This window comes from Streptomyces sp. MRC013, from assembly GCF_023614235.1.
Classification (GTDB): domain Bacteria; phylum Actinomycetota; class Actinomycetes; order Streptomycetales; family Streptomycetaceae; genus Streptomyces.
The window spans coordinates 5,241,300-5,259,302 of the sequence record NZ_CP094264.1 but is presented as its reverse complement, the minus strand read 5'-3'; the positions used below and the strand labels follow the sequence as shown (position 1 = coordinate 5,259,302).

The 18,003-nt window shown below is 76.0% G+C and carries 14 protein-coding genes and 4 pseudogenes; 8 read left to right on the top strand and 10 right to left on the bottom strand.

Features of this window, described 5'->3' with window-relative positions:
- Positions 1-96 precede the first annotated feature (96 nt).
- The 3 genes from LUW75_RS23900 (at position 97) to LUW75_RS23890 (ending at position 2,388) form a co-directional block, all read left to right on the top strand.
- Positions 97-858 (top strand): alpha/beta fold hydrolase, encoded by a 762-nt coding sequence (locus tag LUW75_RS23900; protein ID WP_250337454.1) that lies wholly within the window; start codon positions 97-99, stop codon positions 856-858.
- A gap of 539 nt (positions 859-1,397) precedes the next feature.
- A complete protein-coding gene (locus tag LUW75_RS23895; RefSeq protein ID WP_250337453.1) occupies positions 1,398-1,610 on the top strand; it encodes a hypothetical protein in 213 nt (70 codons plus the stop codon).
- A 520-nt stretch (positions 1,611-2,130) separates the two neighbouring features.
- Entirely contained in the window at positions 2,131-2,388 is a 258-nt protein-coding gene (locus tag LUW75_RS23890; RefSeq protein WP_250337452.1) for an HU family DNA-binding protein, read from the top strand.
- A 210-nt stretch (positions 2,389-2,598) separates the two neighbouring features.
- Here LUW75_RS23890 and LUW75_RS23885 read toward each other — a convergent pair whose 3' ends face one another.
- Positions 2,599-3,048, bottom strand: coding sequence for an SRPBCC family protein (locus LUW75_RS23885; RefSeq protein ID WP_250337451.1), 450 nt, complete (start codon positions 3,046-3,048; stop codon positions 2,599-2,601).
- 475 nt (positions 3,049-3,523) lie between these two features.
- On the opposite strand from LUW75_RS23885, the gene LUW75_RS23880 reads away from it, so the two are divergent.
- On the top strand, positions 3,524-3,946 hold the full coding sequence (locus LUW75_RS23880) for a DUF6003 family protein (protein ID WP_250337450.1): 423 nt from the start codon (positions 3,524-3,526) through the stop codon (positions 3,944-3,946).
- Positions 3,947-4,107: 161 nt separating this feature from the next.
- On the opposite strand, the gene LUW75_RS23875 is transcribed toward LUW75_RS23880, so the two are convergent.
- The 3 genes and pseudogenes from LUW75_RS23875 to LUW75_RS23865 form a co-directional block, all read right to left on the bottom strand.
- Positions 4,108-4,494, bottom strand: a complete 387-nt coding sequence (locus LUW75_RS23875) for an STAS domain-containing protein (protein ID WP_250337449.1) — start codon at positions 4,492-4,494, stop codon at positions 4,108-4,110.
- Positions 4,491-5,616 (bottom strand): annotated as a pseudogene (locus LUW75_RS23870) (cobalamin B12-binding domain-containing protein). The gene LUW75_RS23875 and the pseudogene LUW75_RS23870 overlap by 4 nt, the downstream one beginning before the upstream one ends.
- Positions 5,613-7,281 (bottom strand): annotated as a pseudogene (locus LUW75_RS23865) (PP2C family protein-serine/threonine phosphatase). Before LUW75_RS23865 ends, LUW75_RS23870 begins: the two co-directional pseudogenes overlap by 4 nt.
- 353 nt (positions 7,282-7,634) lie before the next feature.
- On the opposite strand from LUW75_RS23865, the pseudogene LUW75_RS24810 reads away from it, so the two are divergent.
- A pseudogene (locus tag LUW75_RS24810) lies at positions 7,635-8,051 on the top strand (STAS domain-containing protein); the annotation flags it as partial.
- Complete coding sequence (locus LUW75_RS23860; protein WP_250337803.1) at positions 8,048-8,209, top strand: hypothetical protein; 162 nt, start codon at positions 8,048-8,050, stop codon at positions 8,207-8,209. The pseudogene LUW75_RS24810 and the gene LUW75_RS23860, both read left to right, overlap by 4 nt.
- Positions 8,210-8,486: 277 nt before the next feature.
- Here LUW75_RS23860 and LUW75_RS25085 read toward each other — a convergent pair whose 3' ends face one another.
- Complete coding sequence (locus tag LUW75_RS25085; RefSeq protein ID WP_462933777.1) at positions 8,487-9,368, bottom strand: TetR/AcrR family transcriptional regulator; 882 nt, start codon at positions 9,366-9,368, stop codon at positions 8,487-8,489.
- 117 nt (positions 9,369-9,485) lie between these two features.
- Here LUW75_RS25085 and LUW75_RS23850 point away from each other — a divergent pair, with 117 nt between their 5' ends.
- Together LUW75_RS23850 and LUW75_RS23845 are read left to right on the top strand one after the other, a co-directional pair.
- The gene (locus LUW75_RS23850; RefSeq protein WP_250337448.1) at positions 9,486-10,679 is read left to right on the top strand and encodes a cytochrome P450; all 1,194 of its coding nucleotides are present in this window, start codon (positions 9,486-9,488) and stop codon (positions 10,677-10,679) included.
- 5 nt (positions 10,680-10,684) lie between these two features.
- The gene (locus LUW75_RS23845) at positions 10,685-10,900 is read left to right on the top strand and encodes a ferredoxin (protein WP_250337447.1); all 216 of its coding nucleotides are present in this window, start codon (positions 10,685-10,687) and stop codon (positions 10,898-10,900) included.
- A gap of 181 nt (positions 10,901-11,081) precedes the next feature.
- Here LUW75_RS23845 and LUW75_RS23840 read toward each other — a convergent pair whose 3' ends face one another.
- From LUW75_RS23840 to LUW75_RS23820, 5 genes and pseudogenes are all read right to left on the bottom strand, one after another.
- Positions 11,082-11,504 (bottom strand): TIGR03618 family F420-dependent PPOX class oxidoreductase, encoded by a 423-nt coding sequence (locus tag LUW75_RS23840; RefSeq protein ID WP_250337446.1) that lies wholly within the window; start codon positions 11,502-11,504, stop codon positions 11,082-11,084.
- Positions 11,505-11,615: 111 nt separating this feature from the next.
- A complete protein-coding gene (locus LUW75_RS23835; protein WP_250337445.1) occupies positions 11,616-12,293 on the bottom strand; it encodes a DUF4230 domain-containing protein in 678 nt (225 codons plus the stop codon).
- Positions 12,294-12,581: 288 nt separating this feature from the next.
- The gene (locus tag LUW75_RS23830) at positions 12,582-12,866 is read right to left on the bottom strand and encodes a hypothetical protein (protein ID WP_250337444.1); all 285 of its coding nucleotides are present in this window, start codon (positions 12,864-12,866) and stop codon (positions 12,582-12,584) included.
- A 1,127-nt stretch (positions 12,867-13,993) separates the two neighbouring features.
- The gene (locus LUW75_RS23825) at positions 13,994-16,474 is read right to left on the bottom strand and encodes a SpoIIE family protein phosphatase (RefSeq protein WP_250337443.1); all 2,481 of its coding nucleotides are present in this window, start codon (positions 16,472-16,474) and stop codon (positions 13,994-13,996) included.
- Positions 16,471-17,991: pseudogene (locus tag LUW75_RS23820) on the bottom strand (response regulator); the annotation flags it as partial. The gene LUW75_RS23825 and the pseudogene LUW75_RS23820, both read right to left, overlap by 4 nt.
- Positions 17,992-18,003 lie beyond the last annotated feature (12 nt).

The following is an 18,003-nucleotide window of genomic DNA, read 5'->3' as shown; positions in this document are numbered from 1 at the left end:
GAAGCCCCGTCCCCTCATGAGGGCGGCCCGAAGCGGGCAGGAGTCCATGGCCGGCGGCCTCCCCGCCGGCGGCTTCCGCGACCCGATAGTGGACACATGGAACAGACAAGGCACACCGGCCTCTTCACCCGCCGGTTCGGTCCCTCGCCGCACGAGGGCGTGCCGGCCGTGGTGCTGGTGCACGGCCTCGGGCTCTCGGGGCGGTACTTCGTGCCGCTCGCACGGCGGTTGGCGGCGGGCGGTGCGAGCGTGCTCGTACCGGACCTGCCGGGCAACGCGCGGTCGCGGGCCGCCGTGCGCCGTGCGCCGGACATCGGGGCGACCGCCGACGCGATGGCCCGCTGGCACCGGCGGCTCTCCCTGCCCTCCTGCCTGTTCGTGGGCAACTCGGTCGGCTGCCAGGTCATCGCGGCCTTCGCCGCCCGCCACCCCCGTCTGGTGCACGGGACGGTGCTGATCGGGCCGGCGCTCGACCCGGACGTGCCCGCCTGGTGCCAGGTGGGGCGGCTCCTCGCGGACGCGCCCCGGGAACCGCTCTCCCTGCTCGCGGTGGCGACGGCCGACTACCTGCTGACCGGTCCGCTCCGCTTCGCCGCGTCCTTCCGCCACGCCCTGCGGGACGCGGCCGGGCCGTTCGAGGACAACCTGGCCCGGATCAGGGTGCCGACGCTGGTCGTCCGCGGAGCGGGCGACCCCGTCGCGTCCGGCGCCTGGGTGCGGAGGGTGGCGCGGAAGGTCGTGGACGGGCGGATCGCCGAGGTCGGGGGCGCCGCGCACGCGGCCCACTACAGCGCGCCGGACACCATGGCCGCGTTGATCAGGGCGTTCACCCCGAAAGGGCACGGTGTGAGGCCGTGAAGGGCCTTCGCCGTGCCCTGCCGGGCGCGGCGGTCGGCCTCCGCCCCTCCTCGGGCGCCCCGCCCGTCCTCCCGGGGCGCCCCGCCCTCGGCGGAACTCGCCCGCCCGGTCCCCCCGTCGGCGCGATGGGCCGGGACGACGCGGTGGGCCGGACGGCTTCCGGGCCCGAGAAGCGCGCACACCGCGCGGGGAGGGGCGCGACGCCCGCCGCCACGGGCGCGGGGGCGGCTGCCGCGCCCCTGAGGGCGAGAGGCACCGCGCGCCGGCGGTGGCGGTCCCGTCACCGGGACGGGCACGGGCGGCGGCGGTCCGGTCCCGGGAACCTTTTGCCGTCCGTACCCTTCCCGTGGCCGTACCGGCCGGGGGAGTCTGGTCGCCGAGCAGGACCGAGGGTCGGCGTAGCCCGGATGGAGGATCACTGGTGAATTGCCAACGGTGTGGTGCGCCCGCATTGCAGCAGGGTGGTGGCTGGGTGTGTTCTCAGGCGTGCGGCTGGTCGAGCGCGTCGCCCCCGCCGGCAGGGGTAGGTTCTTCCGGCGATGACCAGTAGATGGGAACCGGAGCCCGAGCGGACCGCGGCGACGCAGACGACGCCGGAGATCACCACGACGATGTGTTCGGCGTGCGGATCGCAGGTGTCGGGGTTGAACGGGCGGTACGCGTGCGGCGTGTGCGGCTGGGTGAACAACTGGGCGGAGGGGCACACGGCCCTCCCCCACGCCGAGGAGGATTCGAGGGCGCCGGAGCCCTGACCTCCGGCGGGCTCGGCGTCCGTCTCCCCGGCGGCCTCGGCACCGGGGCGTCCCCGGGCTTCACGGGGCGATGCGGCCCGTGGCGGGCCCGCGTACGGGATCCGGGGCCGGTCCGCGAGGTCCGGTCGCGGGAGGCCCACCGGCGCGGGGAACCGGTGCCACCGCCTCTCGGCGGGTCCCACGTCGCAGCGCCACGGCGCCTCGCCGAGGGGCACGGGGTCCAGCACGCGCGGTGCGGGGACCACCTCGGAGGGTCCGGGCGAGGCGGGCGGCCGCACGCCCCCGGCCGTGGCCGGGGACGGTGGGGCGCCCGTACCCGAGACCGCGCGTCAGCACCGGGCGGTCCCCGGGCCACGGCGCACCCGGAGTGCGGAGTGCGAGGGGCCGGTTGCCCCGTTCGGCCGCGCCGGTGGCCTGTGGCTGTGCGCGGCGGGCGGTCCTGCCGTTAGCGTCGGAGGGGGCCGGCCGCTCCGGCGGTCGTGGCCTCCCCGCATCCCGGTGACGGATCTTGGAGCTGCTCGTGGACAGGTCAGAACTGGCGGAGGCAACGGCCCGGAAGACGGCGGAGCGCGGCGGCCAGGTCTCGGCCGACGACGTCGAGCGGGTGCTGGAGGCCCTGTTCGGCACGGTGGCGGACGCCGGGGCCCTGGCCCAGGGGCTCCGGCGGGACCGGACCGTCACCCTCATGGGTTTCGGCAGTTTCCACCTCGAGGGCGGTACGGCGGTCCTGCGGCCGGGGCAGGCGCTGAACGAATACCTCAAGGGCGAGGTCGGCTGACCCACCCGTACCGCGGGGGTGGCTCCGGGCCCGGGGGCGCGGGCGCGGCGCCCGCTGCCGCCCGGCGCCGGGCCGGGGTGTCCGCGTCGGCCCCGCCGGGGACCCGGGCGACCCGGGTCCCCGGCGGGGCCGCCCGTCGGCCGGGCGGTACCCGCGTACGCACCGCGACCGCCCCGGCGCGCGGGGCAGAGCGCCGGGGCGCGTGCGGACTCAGACCTGGCCGCGCCACGCGCCGGTCTCGGCGCCCCGGCTCTCGATGAAGGACTTGAACCGCTTCAGGTCGCCGGCGACCTGCCGCCTGACGAAGCCGAGCTTGTCGCCGACGGTCTCCACGGCGCCGTCGGGGTCGAAGTCCATCTGGAGCATGACCTTGGTGGTGGTGTCGTCGATGCGGTGGAAGGTGACGACGCCGGCCTGCTTCACATCGCCGCCCACGGTCGTCCAGGCCACCCGCTCGTCGGGGATCTGCTCGGTGATCTCGGCGTCGAACGTCCTCTCCGCCCCGTCCACCTTGGTGGTCCAGCGGGTGAGGGTGTCGGTGATCTGCTCGATCCGCTCCACGCCGTCCATGAACTCGGGGAAGGTCTCGAACTGGGTCCACTGGTTGTACGCGGTGCGGACCGGGACGTCGACCGTGATGGATTCCTCGACCTGCGACATGGGCGAACTCCTCCTGTGGTTCGGTGCGGCCCCTGTGCGGGGCCGCGGGCTCCTCTTGCCGTGAACGCCCGCATACCCCCGAACCCGGATGCCATGGCGGCCGAAGGAGTGTCAGCGGTCCGCCTCGGCCCGCTCCGCCCACCGCGCCGGCCCGGTGGCCCGGTGGGCGGGAGGGGGCGGCGGACCGGGCGCCGGCTCCGTACGGGCCCGTCCCGCCCTCCGCGGGCGCGCGGCCGGGCGGCGCACCGCCGCGCGGCTGAGCCCGCCGACCGGTGTGGCACGGACGGACGCGGCCGGGCGGGTCGGTCGTCCGCGAGGGGCGGGGCCGGGCGAGGTGGCGTCCCCCGGCCCGCCGCGCGCCTCGGCCGGGACGGGCGGCCGGAGGTGTGACGCCCGGCCCGCGCCGACGATGAACGGACTACGGCCGGGTAGGAGGACGGCGAACGCCCCGACCACTTCCCCGAAGGAGCCACAGGTGACCGACGACGCCTACCTGTTCCTGCTGGACGACCCGGCGACGCAGCTCGGCGTGCCGCCGGCCTCCGTCGGCGAACTCGCGTGCATGGAGACCCCCGCCGTGCGGGCGTGGCTCGACGCGCAGGGCGTCGCGGCGACGTCCCCGCGGCTTCGGCTGGTGGCTCCGGAGGAGACGGCGGCCATCCCGGAGCGGGCGGAGCGGCTTCCGGTGCCCCTGGGCGACGAGGAGCTGAGCCGGCTGCGGCGCCACGGCGCCCCGGGGGCGCTCGCCGACGTCGAGGAACAGCTCCTGGCCTACCGGAAGTACACCGACGGCCGCGACGCCCTCCTCGGCCGGGCGATCGCGGCCGGCGTGTCCCTGGAGCGCATCGTGGAACTGACCGGCGAGGATCCCGCGACCGTGGCGGCCGCCGTCCGGTAGAGGCCCCGCAACCGCGACGGCCACCGCCCGGTGACGCGGCGGGGAAGGGCGCGGACGCGGGCGCCCGCCGGGTGGAGCACCGCCCCGGCGTGTGCCGTCTCCGGCGCGGTCCCGGGCGCGGCCGGCCCGGCGCGGTGAGGCGCGGGCGGGCGCGCGGCCGGTCAGGGCTGCCTAGGCGGGCCGGTGTGCGCCTCCGCCTCCTGGTCGTCGGCGCGGTCCGGACGGACCAGGTGGTCGAGGGTGCCGGTCTGCCGCAGCAGCCGGTCGAGGAAGGCCGGGCGGTCGTGGAGGTGGAGGGCGGTGCCGGTGCCGGTGGTGAGGCGGTGGACCATCAGCAGGGTGGCCAGGCCCGTGGAGTCGCAGAAGGCGAGCCGACCGCAGTCCAGACGCAGGGCGTCGGGAGCGGGGTGCGCGGCCAGCTGCTCCCGCACGGTGCGCATCAGGTCGTCGGCGGTGTCGTAGTCGAGGTCGCCGGCCAGGGCGACGCACGGCTCGCGACCGCCGGCGGTGACGGTGAGCCGGAGGGAGTCGTCGGGCGAGGTGGTCATGTGGGCGTTCCAGGGGCGGGGGTCGAAGGACGGGGGCGCCGGCCGTCGACGGCGTCCCGGCCGAGGGAGAGGAGGCCCAGCGCCCGCGGGAAGTCCTTCAGTTCCTCGCCGAGGGCGTCGAGGCCGGGCAGCAGGGCGGTCGCGGGGACGTGCCGCGCTTCGAGGACGTCGCCGGTCCAGCGGAGGAAGCCGGTGAAGATCTCCGCCGCGTCGGTGTAGAGGGCGGTGGCGAGGAAGTCCACGATGTGGGCGACGTCCTCGGCGGTCCGCTCCCGCTGTGCGTCGGTGTACGTCCGCATGGCGGGCAGCCGCTCCTCCAGGACGGCGAGGGTGTTCTTCACCAGCCGGCGTTTGGCGCGGGTGACCAGGGTGTACTCCTGGTCGGTCAGGTGCGGCAGGTCGTCGCCGACCTGCCGCAGGGCCGCCGGGAGCGGCCGCGGCACGCCCCGGGCGAGGAGGTCCGCGGCGGCGCGGGCGTCGGGCGCCCAGGCGTCGGCGCCGAGGAGGCGGGCGTAGCGGCCGTCGGGACCGAAGGCGGCGCCGCCGACGAGGACGGGCACGCCGAGGGCCTGGACGGCGGTGACGGCCGCGTGCGCCCGGGGCAGCCGGGTCGTGATCGAGGAGGACAGGGCGAGGACGTCCGGCGCGGTCCGGTGCAGGTGCTCCACCAGGTGGGGGGTGGGGACCTGGGCGCCGAGGAAGTCCACCCGGTGGCCGCGGCCCCGCAGCACCTCGGCCAGGATCCTCGCGGGCAGGGCGTGCCACTCGCCGTCCGCGCAGGCCACCGTCACGGTTCCGGCCCGGGCCGCGTCCCCTCTCCGGAGGCCGGTCGCGGTGCGCCATCGCCGCGATGATCCGGTCGTGGATGGCTGTGGCGGCGTGTTCCTGCGCGACGGTGACGCGGTTCGCGGCCCACTCGGCCCCCACCTTCGCCTGCACCGGGGCGATGACGTCGAGCAGTACGCTCTCCGCCGCGGCCCCCTCGTCCAGCAGGTCGAAGACGGCCCTGCCGGCGGCGTGCTCGTCCCGCGCCCGCACGGCCAGCCACAACCCGGCGCGCGCCCGCGCCAGGCGGTCGTCCGGGCCGCGGACGGCCGCGGTCCCCGTGCCGGTCGGTGTCATGCCGTGTACCTGCCCGGAGTCCGGCCGTCCACGGCGGTGAGCCGGGCTCCGTTGGGAGCGGTGATGGCCAGTAACGCCATGTCGTCGTGCGGATTGCCGCCGACCCATTCGGCGGCGAGCATCTGCACGCGCTCGACGATCGCCTCGGCCGGCATCCCGGCGCACTCGGCCAGTGCCGCGCTCAACCGCTGCTCGCCGAGCAGGACGTCGCCGAGGGGGCCTCCCCTGGCCTCGGTGATGCCGTCGGTGTACAGCAGGCACGTCTCACCGGGCGCCAGCTCCACATGGGCGGTCTCGGCGCGGACGTGGGGCAGCGCGCCGATGAGGGTGCCCCTGGTGTCGGCCTGCTCGACCTCGCCGGTGTGCCGGACTATCAGCGGCGGCGGGTGGCCCGCGCTGGTCAGCCGGAGCCGGACCCTGCCTCCGCGGCGTACGACGGAGGCCAGGGCGAGGGTCGCGAAGCGCGAGTGGCGGCTGTTGAGCAGGGCCCTGTTGAGCAGCCTCAGCACGTGCTCGTGGTCGCCGGTCAGGGGGAACAGCGCGTGGAGGGTGTTGCGGATCTTGCCGGTCAGGACGGCTGCGTCCAGTCCCTTGCCGCAGACGTCGCCCAGCACCGCCAGGGTCTCCTGCCCCTCCTCGGTGGCGGGGTGCACGTCGTAGAAGTCGCCGCCGATCCGCTCGGTGTCCTTCGAGGGGCGGTACCCCCCGGCGAACTCCACCCCGCGGACCTGCGTCAGGGGTGGCGGCAGCAGCTCCGCCATCAGGGTGGCGGTGATGCCCGCCTGCTCGGTGTACAGCCGCGCCGCGGACAACGCCGCTCCCGCGCGTGCCGCGAAGAGGCCCGCGAAGACCTCCTCGGCCGCGTCGAACGCCGCCCGGTCGCCGTGCCGCAGCAGGATCAGCGCCCCGGCCGGCACCCCGTGTCCGGGCAGGGGGGGTGACGACCGCGGAGCCCGCCCGGCCGCCGAAACCGTCGGGCACCGCCCACGGGGGCAGCGACGCCGGGTCGATCCACCGCGACGGGACGGGGGGGAAGCCCTGCAGGGCCTCGCTCAGGCCCGGTACCTCGGCGGGGTCGACGCGGGCCGTCCGGTACTCCGCGGCCGCCCCGCCGACGCAACCGGCCAGCGGGTGGCGCCGGCCGCTGGCCGGGGCGATCAGGACCGCGGCGTCCGCCAGGTACCCGGCCGCCAGCTCCACCGCCACCTCCATGCAGCGCTGCACGTTCAGCGACGCCAGCAGCCGGGTGGACGCCTGGGCGAGGAAAGCGGTCCGCTCCTGCTCGTGCCGCAGGGCCCGCTCGGCGAGGAACCGGTCGGTGTCGTCGATCAGCCACCACACCACGTTCCCGTCCACGCCGGGCGTGGGGTGGGCCTCCAGCGCCAGGTCGCCGTGCCGGCCTCCGACCGGGCGGCCCGGGACCCCGTCACCGCCGCCGCGCCGGGCGAGGTCGCGGTGCGCGTCGGCGAGCCACCCGGGAACGGCGTCGGCGAGCGGGGAGCCCGGCACCGCCCCGGGGAACAGGGCGGCCGCGGCGCCGTTGATCTGCACGATCCCCCCGGTCTCGTCCGCGACGAAGGCGGGGTACGGCGCGTGGGCCCACGACGTGGCCACACCGCACGCGGAGGCTGGTTGCAGGGGCGTGACGCCCTCGTGAGTCGTCATGAGCGGAGACCCGGCAGTCGGGCCTCACCACCTTCCGTCGAAGGACAAGGCCCTCCACCATCCCTCAGGTGCCGCCGGGCTATCAAGCCGGTGCCGGAGGCGCACCGGCCGTTTCGGCCCCGGTCGGCCGCGCGGCCGACCGGGCGCAGGCGTGCGGTGGACGCGGGGGGCGTACGCGGGAGGGGCGGCCGGTCGCGGGCGCGGCGGCGGGGACGCGGCGCCCGCCCGGCTCCCCTCCCCGGCGGGGCCGGGCGGTGGGATGATGCCCCGACGAGCGGCGAACCCGATGTCCTGGTGTCGACGGCCGCCGGCGTACGGATCGTGCGCGTCGGCGGTGAGTTCGCACGGCCGAGGCCCTGGACCGCGCGCTCGCCCCCGCCCCCGGCGACGCCCCCGCGGGGACGGTCCTCGACCTGTCCCAGGTCGCGTTCGCCGACTCGTCCTTCCTGCACGTCCTCCTGCGGGCCGGGGAACGGCGCCGGGCGGCCGGGGTGCCGCTGTTCGCGGTCCGGCCGAGCCCGACGGTCGTCCGGCTGCCGGAGATCACCGACACGGCCCGGTCCTTCACGTTCGTCGCCTCGGTGACCGCGGCCGCCTCGGCCACCCGCCCCCGGGCGGTGCCCGGGGGCGGGTGGCCGGTACCGGATCCGCCCCGGTGGGCGGACGAAGCGGGACGGCGGGCAGACGACGGGAGTGGAGGAGGGCGTGGCGGCCCCCGACACCGCGACGAGCCGTGCGCACCGCCCCGCCGCCGCGGCGGCGGCGCGTGACCGCGTACGCCGCCTCCTCGCCGGCGGGGGCCGGCCCGCCCCGCGGCAAGACCCGCGCCCAAGCCCTCCTCCGCCTCGCCCGCCACCGCATCAGCGTCCTCTTCGCCATGCTCCGCGACGGAACCTTCTGCGGACCGAGAAGCCCTCGCCTCGCCTGACGAAAGACATGGAGGCGTCCCGGGGACGGCGGTCGACGACGTCCTCCTGGTGACGTCCGAACTCGTCACCGACGTCTCGGACACGGCGGCGGTGCCAGCCGCCTCCACGCCTCGCTCGACGCGCACGCCGTCCGCATCGGCGTCACCGACCGTTCGCCGGTCCTGCCGCGCACCGTTCCGCGTGGCGACGCCGCCGCTTCCCGGGGGCTACGGCCGGCCCCTCGTCCAGCGCCTCAGCGCCGCCTCGCCGTCACGGTGACGGCCGACGGCAGGACGATCACGGCCGTGGTCGCGCCCCGCTGATCCCGCGCGGCGGCCGGCGCCCGGCGTCTCCCCGCGGCAGGAGGGTGCCCGCTCCCGGCCGCGCCCCCTCTCCTCCGCGCTGCTCGGAGCCGGCTCGCGGGCGTCGGGCGGATCGGTGCGCGAAGCGGCGGACGGAAGGTCCGCGGGCGCCGTCCGGGCGGCCGGGGACCCGTACCGAGGCGTGCGGCGGCACGGCCGGATTCAGAGGCCGGGGGTGGGGGGGCGCGGGCGGCGGGGCGGGGCCGTCCAGGAGGCGGGCCAGGGCATCGGTGACGAGGCGGGTGACCTCGGCGGGATCCGCGTCGGCCAGGGGGCGTTTGCGGACGACCACGCGCATCAGCCCGATGCCCAGCAGCCATGAGAGGGCGAGGTCGGCGCGGAGCGCCCGGTCGTCGGCGTCGCTCACCGTGGCGAGCACGCGGGCGTAGTCGGTGCTCAGGGACGCGAGCGCCGCCGCCACCTCGTCCTGCGCCCCCACCGACCGCAGGAGCGTCTCCAGGGACCTCCCGGCCCCGGACGCGGAGCCGTCCCGGTCCGGCGGGGGCGCGAGCATGTTCGACAGGATCACCTCCACGAGCCGGTCGGGAGGGGTGGCCCGCAACCGCTCCAGGCCGCCGCGCGACATCGTCTCCCCGAAGAGGGCGCGCTTCGAGCCGAAGTGGCGGAAGAGGAGGGCCTGGTTGACGCCGGCACGGGCCGCGATGTCCCGCACGGTCGCCCGCTCGTACCCGCGCTCGGCGAACAGCTCGGACGCGGCGGCGAGCAGCCGCTCCCGCGTCGACCCGCCGCCCGCCCGGCCCCGGAGCGGTACGCCGCCCCCGGGACCCGCCGCCTCGGCCCGCGTCCCGTCGTCCACCCGGCCACCCCCAACTTCCGCCGTACCACGCCTGGATCGGGATCCCCCGGCGCCGTTGACCGACGCCGTCGCCAACTCTAGGTTGGTAAGCAACTGCTTACACCAGGGAGGTTGCCCGTGACGACCGCGCGCGAACAGACGCCGCTCGCCTATCCGTTCAACGAACCCGAGGGGCTGGACCTCGCGGACGCGTACGTGGAGGCGCTGGAGCAGCCGGGCCTGTTACGCGTCCGCATGGCCTACGGCGAACCCGCCTGGCTGGCCACCCGGTACGCCGACGCCCGTCTCGTCCTGGGCGACCGGCGCTTCAGCCGGGCCGAGGCCCGGCGGCACGACGAGCCCCGGCAGTCCGAGGCGCAGCAGGACTCGGGCATCCTGAGCATGGACCCGCCGGAGCACACCCGTCTGCGCACCCTCGTGGCGAAGGCCTTCACCATGCACCGGGTCGAGAAGCTCCGCCCGCAGGTGCGGGAGCTGACGCAGGGGCTCCTCGACGAGATGGAGGCCGCGGGGCCCCCGGTCGACCTCGTCGAGCACTACGCCCTGCCCCTCCCCGTCGCCGTGATCTGCCGGATGCTGGGGGTTCCGGAGGAGGACCGGCCGCGGTTCCGCGTGTGGAGCGACGCCGCCCTCTCCACGAGCTCGCTGACGGCCGAGGAGTTCTTCCGCAACCGCGAGGAGCTGCGCGCCTACATGTCCGACCTGGTACGGGACCACCGGGAGAACCCCCGCCAGGACCTGATGACCGCGCTGATCGACGCCCGCGACACGGACGACCGGCTCACCGAGCTGGAACTGGTCGACCTCTGCGTGGGGCTCCTGATCGCGGGGCACGAGACCACGGCGAGCCAGATCCCCAACTTCGTCTACGCGCTGCTGGAGAACCCCGACCAGCTCGCCCTGCTCAGGGAGCGGCCGGAGCTGGTGGCCGGCGCGGTGGAGGAGCTGCTGCGGTTCGTCCCCCTGGGCAGCGCGGCCGCCTTCCCCCGGTACGCCACGGAGGACATCGAGGTGGGCGGCACCCTGGTGCGTGCCGGTGAGCCGGTCCTCGTCGCCGTCGGGGCGGCCAACCGCGACGCGCTGAAGTTCACCGAACCCGGCCGGCTCGACATCACCCGTACGGGGGTGCAGCACCTCGGGTTCGGCCACGGCGTCCACCACTGCCTCGGGGCGCCCCTGGCCCGCGTCGAGCTGCAGGAGGCGCTGCTGGCGCTGCTGGACCGCTTCCCTGACCTGCACATCGCGGGGGACGTGGTGTGGAAGAACCAGATGCTGGTCCGCGGACCGCGCGAGATGCCGGTGGGGTGGTGACGCCGATGACCTGGACGATCGGGGTCGACTCCGGGACGTGCATGGGTTCGGGCATCTGCGCGGCCCTCGCCCCGGACCTGTTCCGGCTGGAGGACGCGTACGCCGTACCGGTCCGCACCGAGATCGCCGAGGACGAGCGGGCCCTGGACGCGGCGGACTCCTGCCCGGCGCTCGCCATCGTCGTGCGCGACGGCTGGAGGACGGTCGGGCCCCGTCCCTGACGCCGGGGCGGGGCGCCCCGGACACGGCCCGCGTCCGCCCCTCGGGTGCCCGCCGCCGCGCGGCTCCGCCGGGGCGGGCGCGGCCGGTCCGCGGCGGAGGGCGGGCGCCGGTGACGGGGCGCACCGCGGTGCGGCGGGCCGGCGCGGCCGGTGGGCGCCCACCGGCCGGGTTCCCGCCGGGTCAGACCGCCTGGTTGTTGTCCTTCAGGGCGCCCCAGCCATGCCAGCGCTCCACCTCGATCCACGCGCTGACCCGGCCGCGGTCGCGCCGCCGGTACTCCCTGCCGAGGTAGTGCCGGGACAGCCGGTCGATGTCCGCCAGTCCCTCGTCCTCGCGCAGCTCCGCCACCCGGCCGACCAGGGTCACGTGGGTGTACCAGGACCCCTCGTCCAGCACGGTGAGCGTCACCCGGGGGTCCCTGCGGAGGTGGCCCAGCCGCCTGCGGCCCTCGTCCATGTTGACCAGTACCCGGCCGTCGTCCTCCCACAGGTACCACGTCGCCGCCGAAACCGGCTGGCCGTCGGGGCGCAGCGTCGCCAGCACGGCCGGGTTCGGCTTGCGCAGCACGGCGACGGCGTCCTCGGGCAGCGGCGGTCTGGACATGACGGCTCCTCCTCGTTCGGCCCGCCCGGCCGTTTCGCCGAGCCGGTTCGCAGCCTACGCGCCGCGGCGCCCCCGGCCGGGGCTCCCGCCCGTCCTCCGCCCCGGAGGGGGTCAGCCGTAGGTCACCGTCACCCGCTCGAACCCCAGGGAACCGAGGAGGCCCTTCAGCATCGCGGTGGTGTTCCGCTCGGCCCTCTCGGTGAGTCCGCTCCCCCGCGCGGCCTCCCCGATCCGCTGGGCCGCCAGCCTCTGCACGGCACGCTCGTCGTTGGGGTTGTCGGAGAAGAGGTCGCCGAGCCGGTCCAGCAGGCCGCGCTGCTTGGACACCGCGTAGGACCGCTCCGGGTCCAGGGCCGGCGGGCCCAGCACGGCGCGCGGCAGCCGGATCACGGCGGAGGTGCGCGCCTCGTCCACGGTGACGTCCTCGGGCCCGGTCCTCCCCAGGTCGACGTACGCGCCGACGGTGCCGGCCGCCACGTACAGCGTGCGCGTGCCGCGGATGGCGTCCGGCAGGAATCTCGCGTCCTTCTCCAGGTCCACCACGATCTGGTAGGAGCCCGCGGCGCCCTCGTAACGGCTGAGGTCCTGGATGGACTGGAGGAGCACGGGCCCGGAGCGGTCGCGGGTCTCCTCGCCGAAGAGGCCGGCCCAGCCGGGCAGGGCGCCGAACCGCCCCGCCACGGTGAACAGGACCGCCAGTGTGAGCAGGACGGCGGGGACGGTGAACCACCACGGGGTCCCGCGGCGCGCGGCCGCCGTCCGCGGGAGCTTTTCGTCGGAATTCTCCACGCCCTGCGGATGCCCGCGGCCGGCCCGGGGTACTCCCGTCCGCTCACCCGCCGGCCCGCCGCCCGCCCGGAGCGCCGGTGGCGGCCGTTCGGCGGCCGCGGCCCGAGGACGGCGGCGGCCGCGACGGGACACCGGCACCCGGGGGCGCCCGCACCGGCGCGGCTCCCCGGCCGTCACCGCCGCTCCCTGCCCGCCGAACGCCCGACGGGTCCGGCCGCCCCGGGGGTTCCGGGGCGGCTGGACCCTGTGGACGACGGCCCGGCCCCTCTCAGGGGGCGGACCGCACGGTCAGCGGTTGCGCGGGAGGAGCACCGCGGTGGCCTCGGCGTTCTCCTCGTCCACGATGTGCACCGACTTGCTCTCCTCCTCCTTGACGTTCTCGGAGCAGTCGATGTTGTTGTCGGCGGACGAGAGGATCGGGATGTCGATGACCTCGATGACGTCGCAGCTGAGGACCTGGCTGCTGCTGTCGAACTTCGACGTGTCGTCGTCGGCCGCTTGGGCGGTACCGGCGGCGCCACCGGCGACGGCCAGAGCGGCGAACGTGCAGGCGAGGGCGTTCTTGAGCTTCATCCTTCTCTTTTCCTTCTGGGTCTGAGGGATTTCCGTGTCGTTGTCCCGGCGGGGCGGGGCGTCTGCGTGACCGGTATTCAGTCGCGTTCGGCCACAGCGCCGGACGTGGTCATGTCTGCCGTCACGGCACTGATCCGGAAAGGCATTAGTGCCACATTCGACCATCACCGACCGGTAAACGAAGCGCAACCTGCGGGGGTATTGCTCCAACCGAGTGGTGTCGGCCCTGCCTCCTTGCCCGATACCGCCGCCCCGTCCGGAACGGCGCCCCGGCGGGCGACCGGTGGAGTTTCCCGCCGCGGAGGCCCTCCGGATGTCCGGGGCTTCCGGGGCGGGCCCGGGTGCCCCGGCCGTGCGCCGCGCCGCCGGTCCCCCCGTCAGGGAGGGTCGCAGCAGGCAGTACGGGCAGCACGGGGTCTCCCCCGCACAGGCGGGCCTCCGGCGGACCGGTCCGCCGACGCGCCCGCGGCGTGCAGGAAACCGGACGGTACCCGTCCGCCCGGCCGGGGGCCGGCGGCCGAAATGAATTGCGCCGCCATAGGGGTGAGACAATCACCGGAGCAGCGGAGCGGAGAACAAGGAAAGCCGACGGGAAAAAGCGACACCGGCCGACCCGCGAGAACGAACGGGAAACAGCGGCCCGGTGCACGGTCCGCAAACCGGAAACACCCTCCTGGAAATTTCGGACCGGCATCCGGTCCGACGGCCCGGGCGAAATGGCCTTCCTTTCACACCCTGCGGCCCCCTCTGCCACCGGCCGCACCGAGAAGAGCTCCGGAACGTCACCCCGACGCGGGGTCCGCATGGGGACGGCCCCGACCGGCCCGCCGCGGGTACGGCCGGCGCCACCGGCCCGGTGCGCGTCCCCGCGCGGCGGTGCCGCCGCCGTCCGGGGGCGTGCGGCTCCCCGCCCGGCCGGCGCCGGCCGGGCGGGGAGCCGCCGAGCGGCAACCGTCGTGGCCGGACTCCCGTCCCCGGGCCGCCCCACGGGGCCTTCCGGCCGGGTTCCGGGCGGGGCGGGAAGGCCTCTGAAGCGTCCCGCGGCCCCACCCGCAGACCGGAGCGCTCCGCGCCCGGTCGGCCGGCCGGCCGCCGGTCCCGCGGCGTGCCGCGGGACCGGTCCGTCCTCACTCGATGTGGATGCCGATCAGGCACGTGTCGTCGTCCGTGTCGGAGCGACTGTGCGTCAGCAGCCGGTCCAGCCGGTTCCCCAGCGACGGCGCCGGGCCCCGCGCCGTGGTCAGGAGCTGGTTGAGCGAGTCCTGCACGGCGGTGTCGCGCCTCTCGACGAGGCCGTCGGTGTACATGAGAAGGGAGTCGCCCGGTTCGAGCGTGACCACGCTCTCCTCGTACTCGGCCTCGGAGAGCGCCCCCAGGAGGAGGCCCTGGGGCATCGGCAGCGGCTCGGCCGTCTCCTCGCGCACCAGGACGGGCGGGAGGTGCCCGGCCCGCGCCCAGCGCAGCACCCGCGTCGCGGGGTCGTACACGCCGCACACCGCGGTGGCCGTGACCTGCTCCGTGAGGTGGTGGGCCACCATGTTGAGCCAGGACAGCAGCTGGGCGGGGCCGGCTCCGGTGACCGCCAGCCCGCGCAGCGCGTTGCGCAGCACCACCATGCCGGTGGCCGCCTCGATGCCGTGGCCCGCGACGTCGCCGACGCAGAGCAGGATGTGCTTCGACGGCAGGACGACCATGTCGTACCAGTCGCCGCCGACCAGCGACTCGGATTCGGCGGGCCGGTACCGCACGGCGACGTCGAGGCCCGGCACGTCGAGCGGGGAGCGGGTGGGCGGCATGATGGCGTGCTGGAGCTGCAGCGCCAGCCGGTTGCGCTCGGCCGCCTCCTGCTCGGTCTGGGCGAGCTGGTCGCGCGTCGCGGCGAGCGCCACCTCGGTCCAGTGCTGCGACGAGATGTCCTGGTACGCGCCGCGGACCGCGACCAGGCGGCCGTCGTCGAGGACGGGCTCGGCGATGACCCTGATGTGCCGGGTGACGCCGTCGGGGCGCTGCAGCCGGAACGCCACGCTGTCGGGGCGGCCGTGGTGCAGGACCGCCCGCAGGAACCGGCCGATCGCCACCCCGTCGTCCGGATGCGCGTACGAGGTCAGGTCCTGGAGCGACACCGGCCCCTCGGCCTGCGGTCTTCCGTACAGCGAGAACAACTGGCCGTTCCACGTGATCTCGCCGGTCGCCAGGTCCTCTTCGAAGCCGCCGACGCGGCCCAGGCGCTGGGCGTGCTGCAGCAGGCGGGCGAGGCGCGCGGTCTCGTCCTCGATGCGCCAGATGAGCAGGACGCCGCCGCCGTGCCGGCTGACGCTGATGTCCGCGAACAGTGCGAGGGGGACCTGGTCGACGAGCGCCGTCAGCGTCGTCCGCCGTGCCCGGAACGGCTCGCCGGTCGCGTAGACGCGCTCCACCTTGCCGAAGAGGTCGCTCTCCCCGGCGGCCATGGGATAGGCCTCCAGCAGCAGCGCGCCGGAGACCGCGCTGCGCGGGCGGCCGGCCGGGTCCTGGAAGCGGTGGTTGACGTGGCGGATGCGGAAGTCGGCGAGCCGCCCCTCCGCGTCCAGGTGGGGGGTGAGGACCAGTGCCGGGTCGTACAGCCCGTCGGCCAGGTCCGCCAGCTCCGACACGTCGGCGAACTCCCGCGAGATCCCCGGCGGGTAGACCGTGGAGGACGGGAGGGTCTCCAGGGTGTGCGCGCAGAGCTCGGCGAGCGCCTCCAGCTGCCGCACCACGGGCTGGGGCTGCGGGCCGATCGGGGCGGGCCAGCAGATCTCCAGCACGCCGTGGACGCGGCCGCCCGTGCCCGCGGGCATGGCCACGCGGCCGCCCTGGGGGTACTGGGAGCGGCCGATCGAGGGGACCCCGGAGCCGGTCAGGGAGGTGATCCACACCGTCTCCCGGCAGTCGAGCGCCCGCCGGGCCACCGTCGCCACGCCCGGGGGCACGTACCACCAGCGGCCCGCCTCCTCCGTGCCGAAGCCGGCGTGGCCGGAGAGGGTGAGGGATCCGTCCGGGCCTGCCGTCCAGACGGCGGCGCCCGTCGCGCCGAGCGGCGCCAGCGCGTGCTCCAGCAGGGACTCGGCCATCCTCTGCGTGTCTCCGGCGGCCAGCGCGGCGCTCTCCGCCGTACGCAGCCGCACGGCGACGGACGCGTCGCCGTCCTCCCGGGACGGGGTCCCGCCGGTACGGCGGACGAAGTCGTCGACGACCTCGGCGACGTGGTCCCGGGCGGCCTGGTTGACGATGTCGGCCGCCAGTTCCAGCGGTGCCACCCCGGCCTGCTCGGCGAGTTCGGACAGCTGCCGGGCGGCCTGGGCCGGCCCGCAGCGCAGCCGCTCGATCAGCACGCCCTTGGCGAGTTCGATCAGCGCCCGCCCGTCGGCGGCCGCCTGCGCGGCGCGCACCTCCCGCCGCAGGCGCTCCACGGTGGCGGCCAGCCGGCCGACCGCGGAGTCCTGCTCCGCCCCGGGGGCCGGGGGCGCGGCCGCGGAGTACGGCGCGGGGTGCCGTGCGGAGCCCTCGGCGCGGTCCGCCGCCGTACCGGGGCCGGTGTGCGGCGCACCGGCGGGGCCGGAGCCGCTCCTCGTGTCGGAGGCGGTCATCGCGTCGTCTCCGCCCCGCCGGTCCTGACGCGCATCCAGTGGCGCACGCGGGCGATGAGGTCGTGGGCGTCGACCGGCTTGGTCACGTAGTCGCTGGCACCCGCCATGATGCTCTTCTCCCGGTCGCCCGGCATCGCCTTCGCGGTGACGGCGATGACGGGCAGGTCGGCGTGGTCCGGCATGCGCCGGATCTCGGCGGTGGCCGCGTACCCGTCCATCTCCGGCATCATGACGTCCATCAGGACGAGGTCGATCTCGGGGTGCTCGTGCAGCGCCTCGATGCTCCTGCGGCCGTTCTCCGCGTGCAGCACCCGCAGGCCGTGGAGTTCGAGGATCCCGCTCAGCGCGTAGAGGTTGCGGGCGTCGTCGTCCACGACGAGGACCGTGCGGCCCCGGAGCTCCCCGTCGAGCTCCTTGAGGGGCGTCAGGTGGGGCAGCTCCTCCGTGCGGACCAGGGGCACCACCACGTCGCCGGGCTGCTCCGCCGACAGGTGCAGGGCGATGCGCTCGCGCAGCTCGTCGAGGCTGGACAGGAGTTCCAACGGGCGGCTGCCCGCCCGCTGCCGCAGGTCCAGCTCCTGGGCGCTGTCGTGGCGGCGGCTGGTGTGGGCGAGGACCGGCACGGTGCGCAGCGCGGCGTCGCCGTCCATGGCGTCCAGGAACCGCAGGGCCTCGCCCCCGGCCATGTCCAGCTCCAGCACGACGCAGTGGAACGGCTCGGCGGCGAGGGCCGCCGCGGCCTCCTGGGCGCCGATGGCGGGGATGACCTCTATGTCCACGCCGTCGTCGGGCCGGGCGTCCCCGCCCCCGACCTCGGCGACGGCGCTCTCGGCGACGAGGGAGAGCAGGCCGCGCGGCCGCTCCTCGATCACCAGCAGCCGGCGCGTCGGGCGCGGCGCCGGGGCGGCGGGCCCCCGCCGGGCCCCGTTCGCCGGCTGCTCGGGCCGCTCAGCCTCCTCCAGCTCGGCGCGGTGGGGGGCCGGTTCGAGCTCGGCGTGGAAGTCCGTGTGCGTCACCGGCAGGTACAGGGTGAAGACGCTGCCCTGGCCCGGCGTGCTCTCCGCGGTGACGGCGCCGCCGAGGAGGTGGGCGATCTCCCGGCTGATGGACAGGCCCAGGCCGGTCCCCCCGTACTTGCGGCTGGTGGTGCCGTCCGCCTGCTGGAAGGCGCCGAAGATGCTCTCCAGCTGCTCCTCCGCGATGCCGATGCCGGTGTCCTCGACCCGGAAGGCGACCACGGGGCCGTCGCGCCGGGAGACGGAGACGGGGACCCCGGCGTCGGGGACCGGCTCGATGACCAGTTCCACGCTGCCGTGCTCGGTGAACTTCACCGCATTGGACAGCAGGTTGCGCAGGACCTGGCGCAGCCGCGAGTCGTCGGTCAGCAGGTCGGCGGGGACGCCGGGGGCGGTGGTGATGGCGAAGTCGAGGCCCTTCTGCGTGGTCATGGGCCGGAAGGTGGCCTCGACGTAGTCGAGCAGGCGGCGCAGGGGGACTCGTTCGGGGTTAATGTCAATACCAGTGACTTA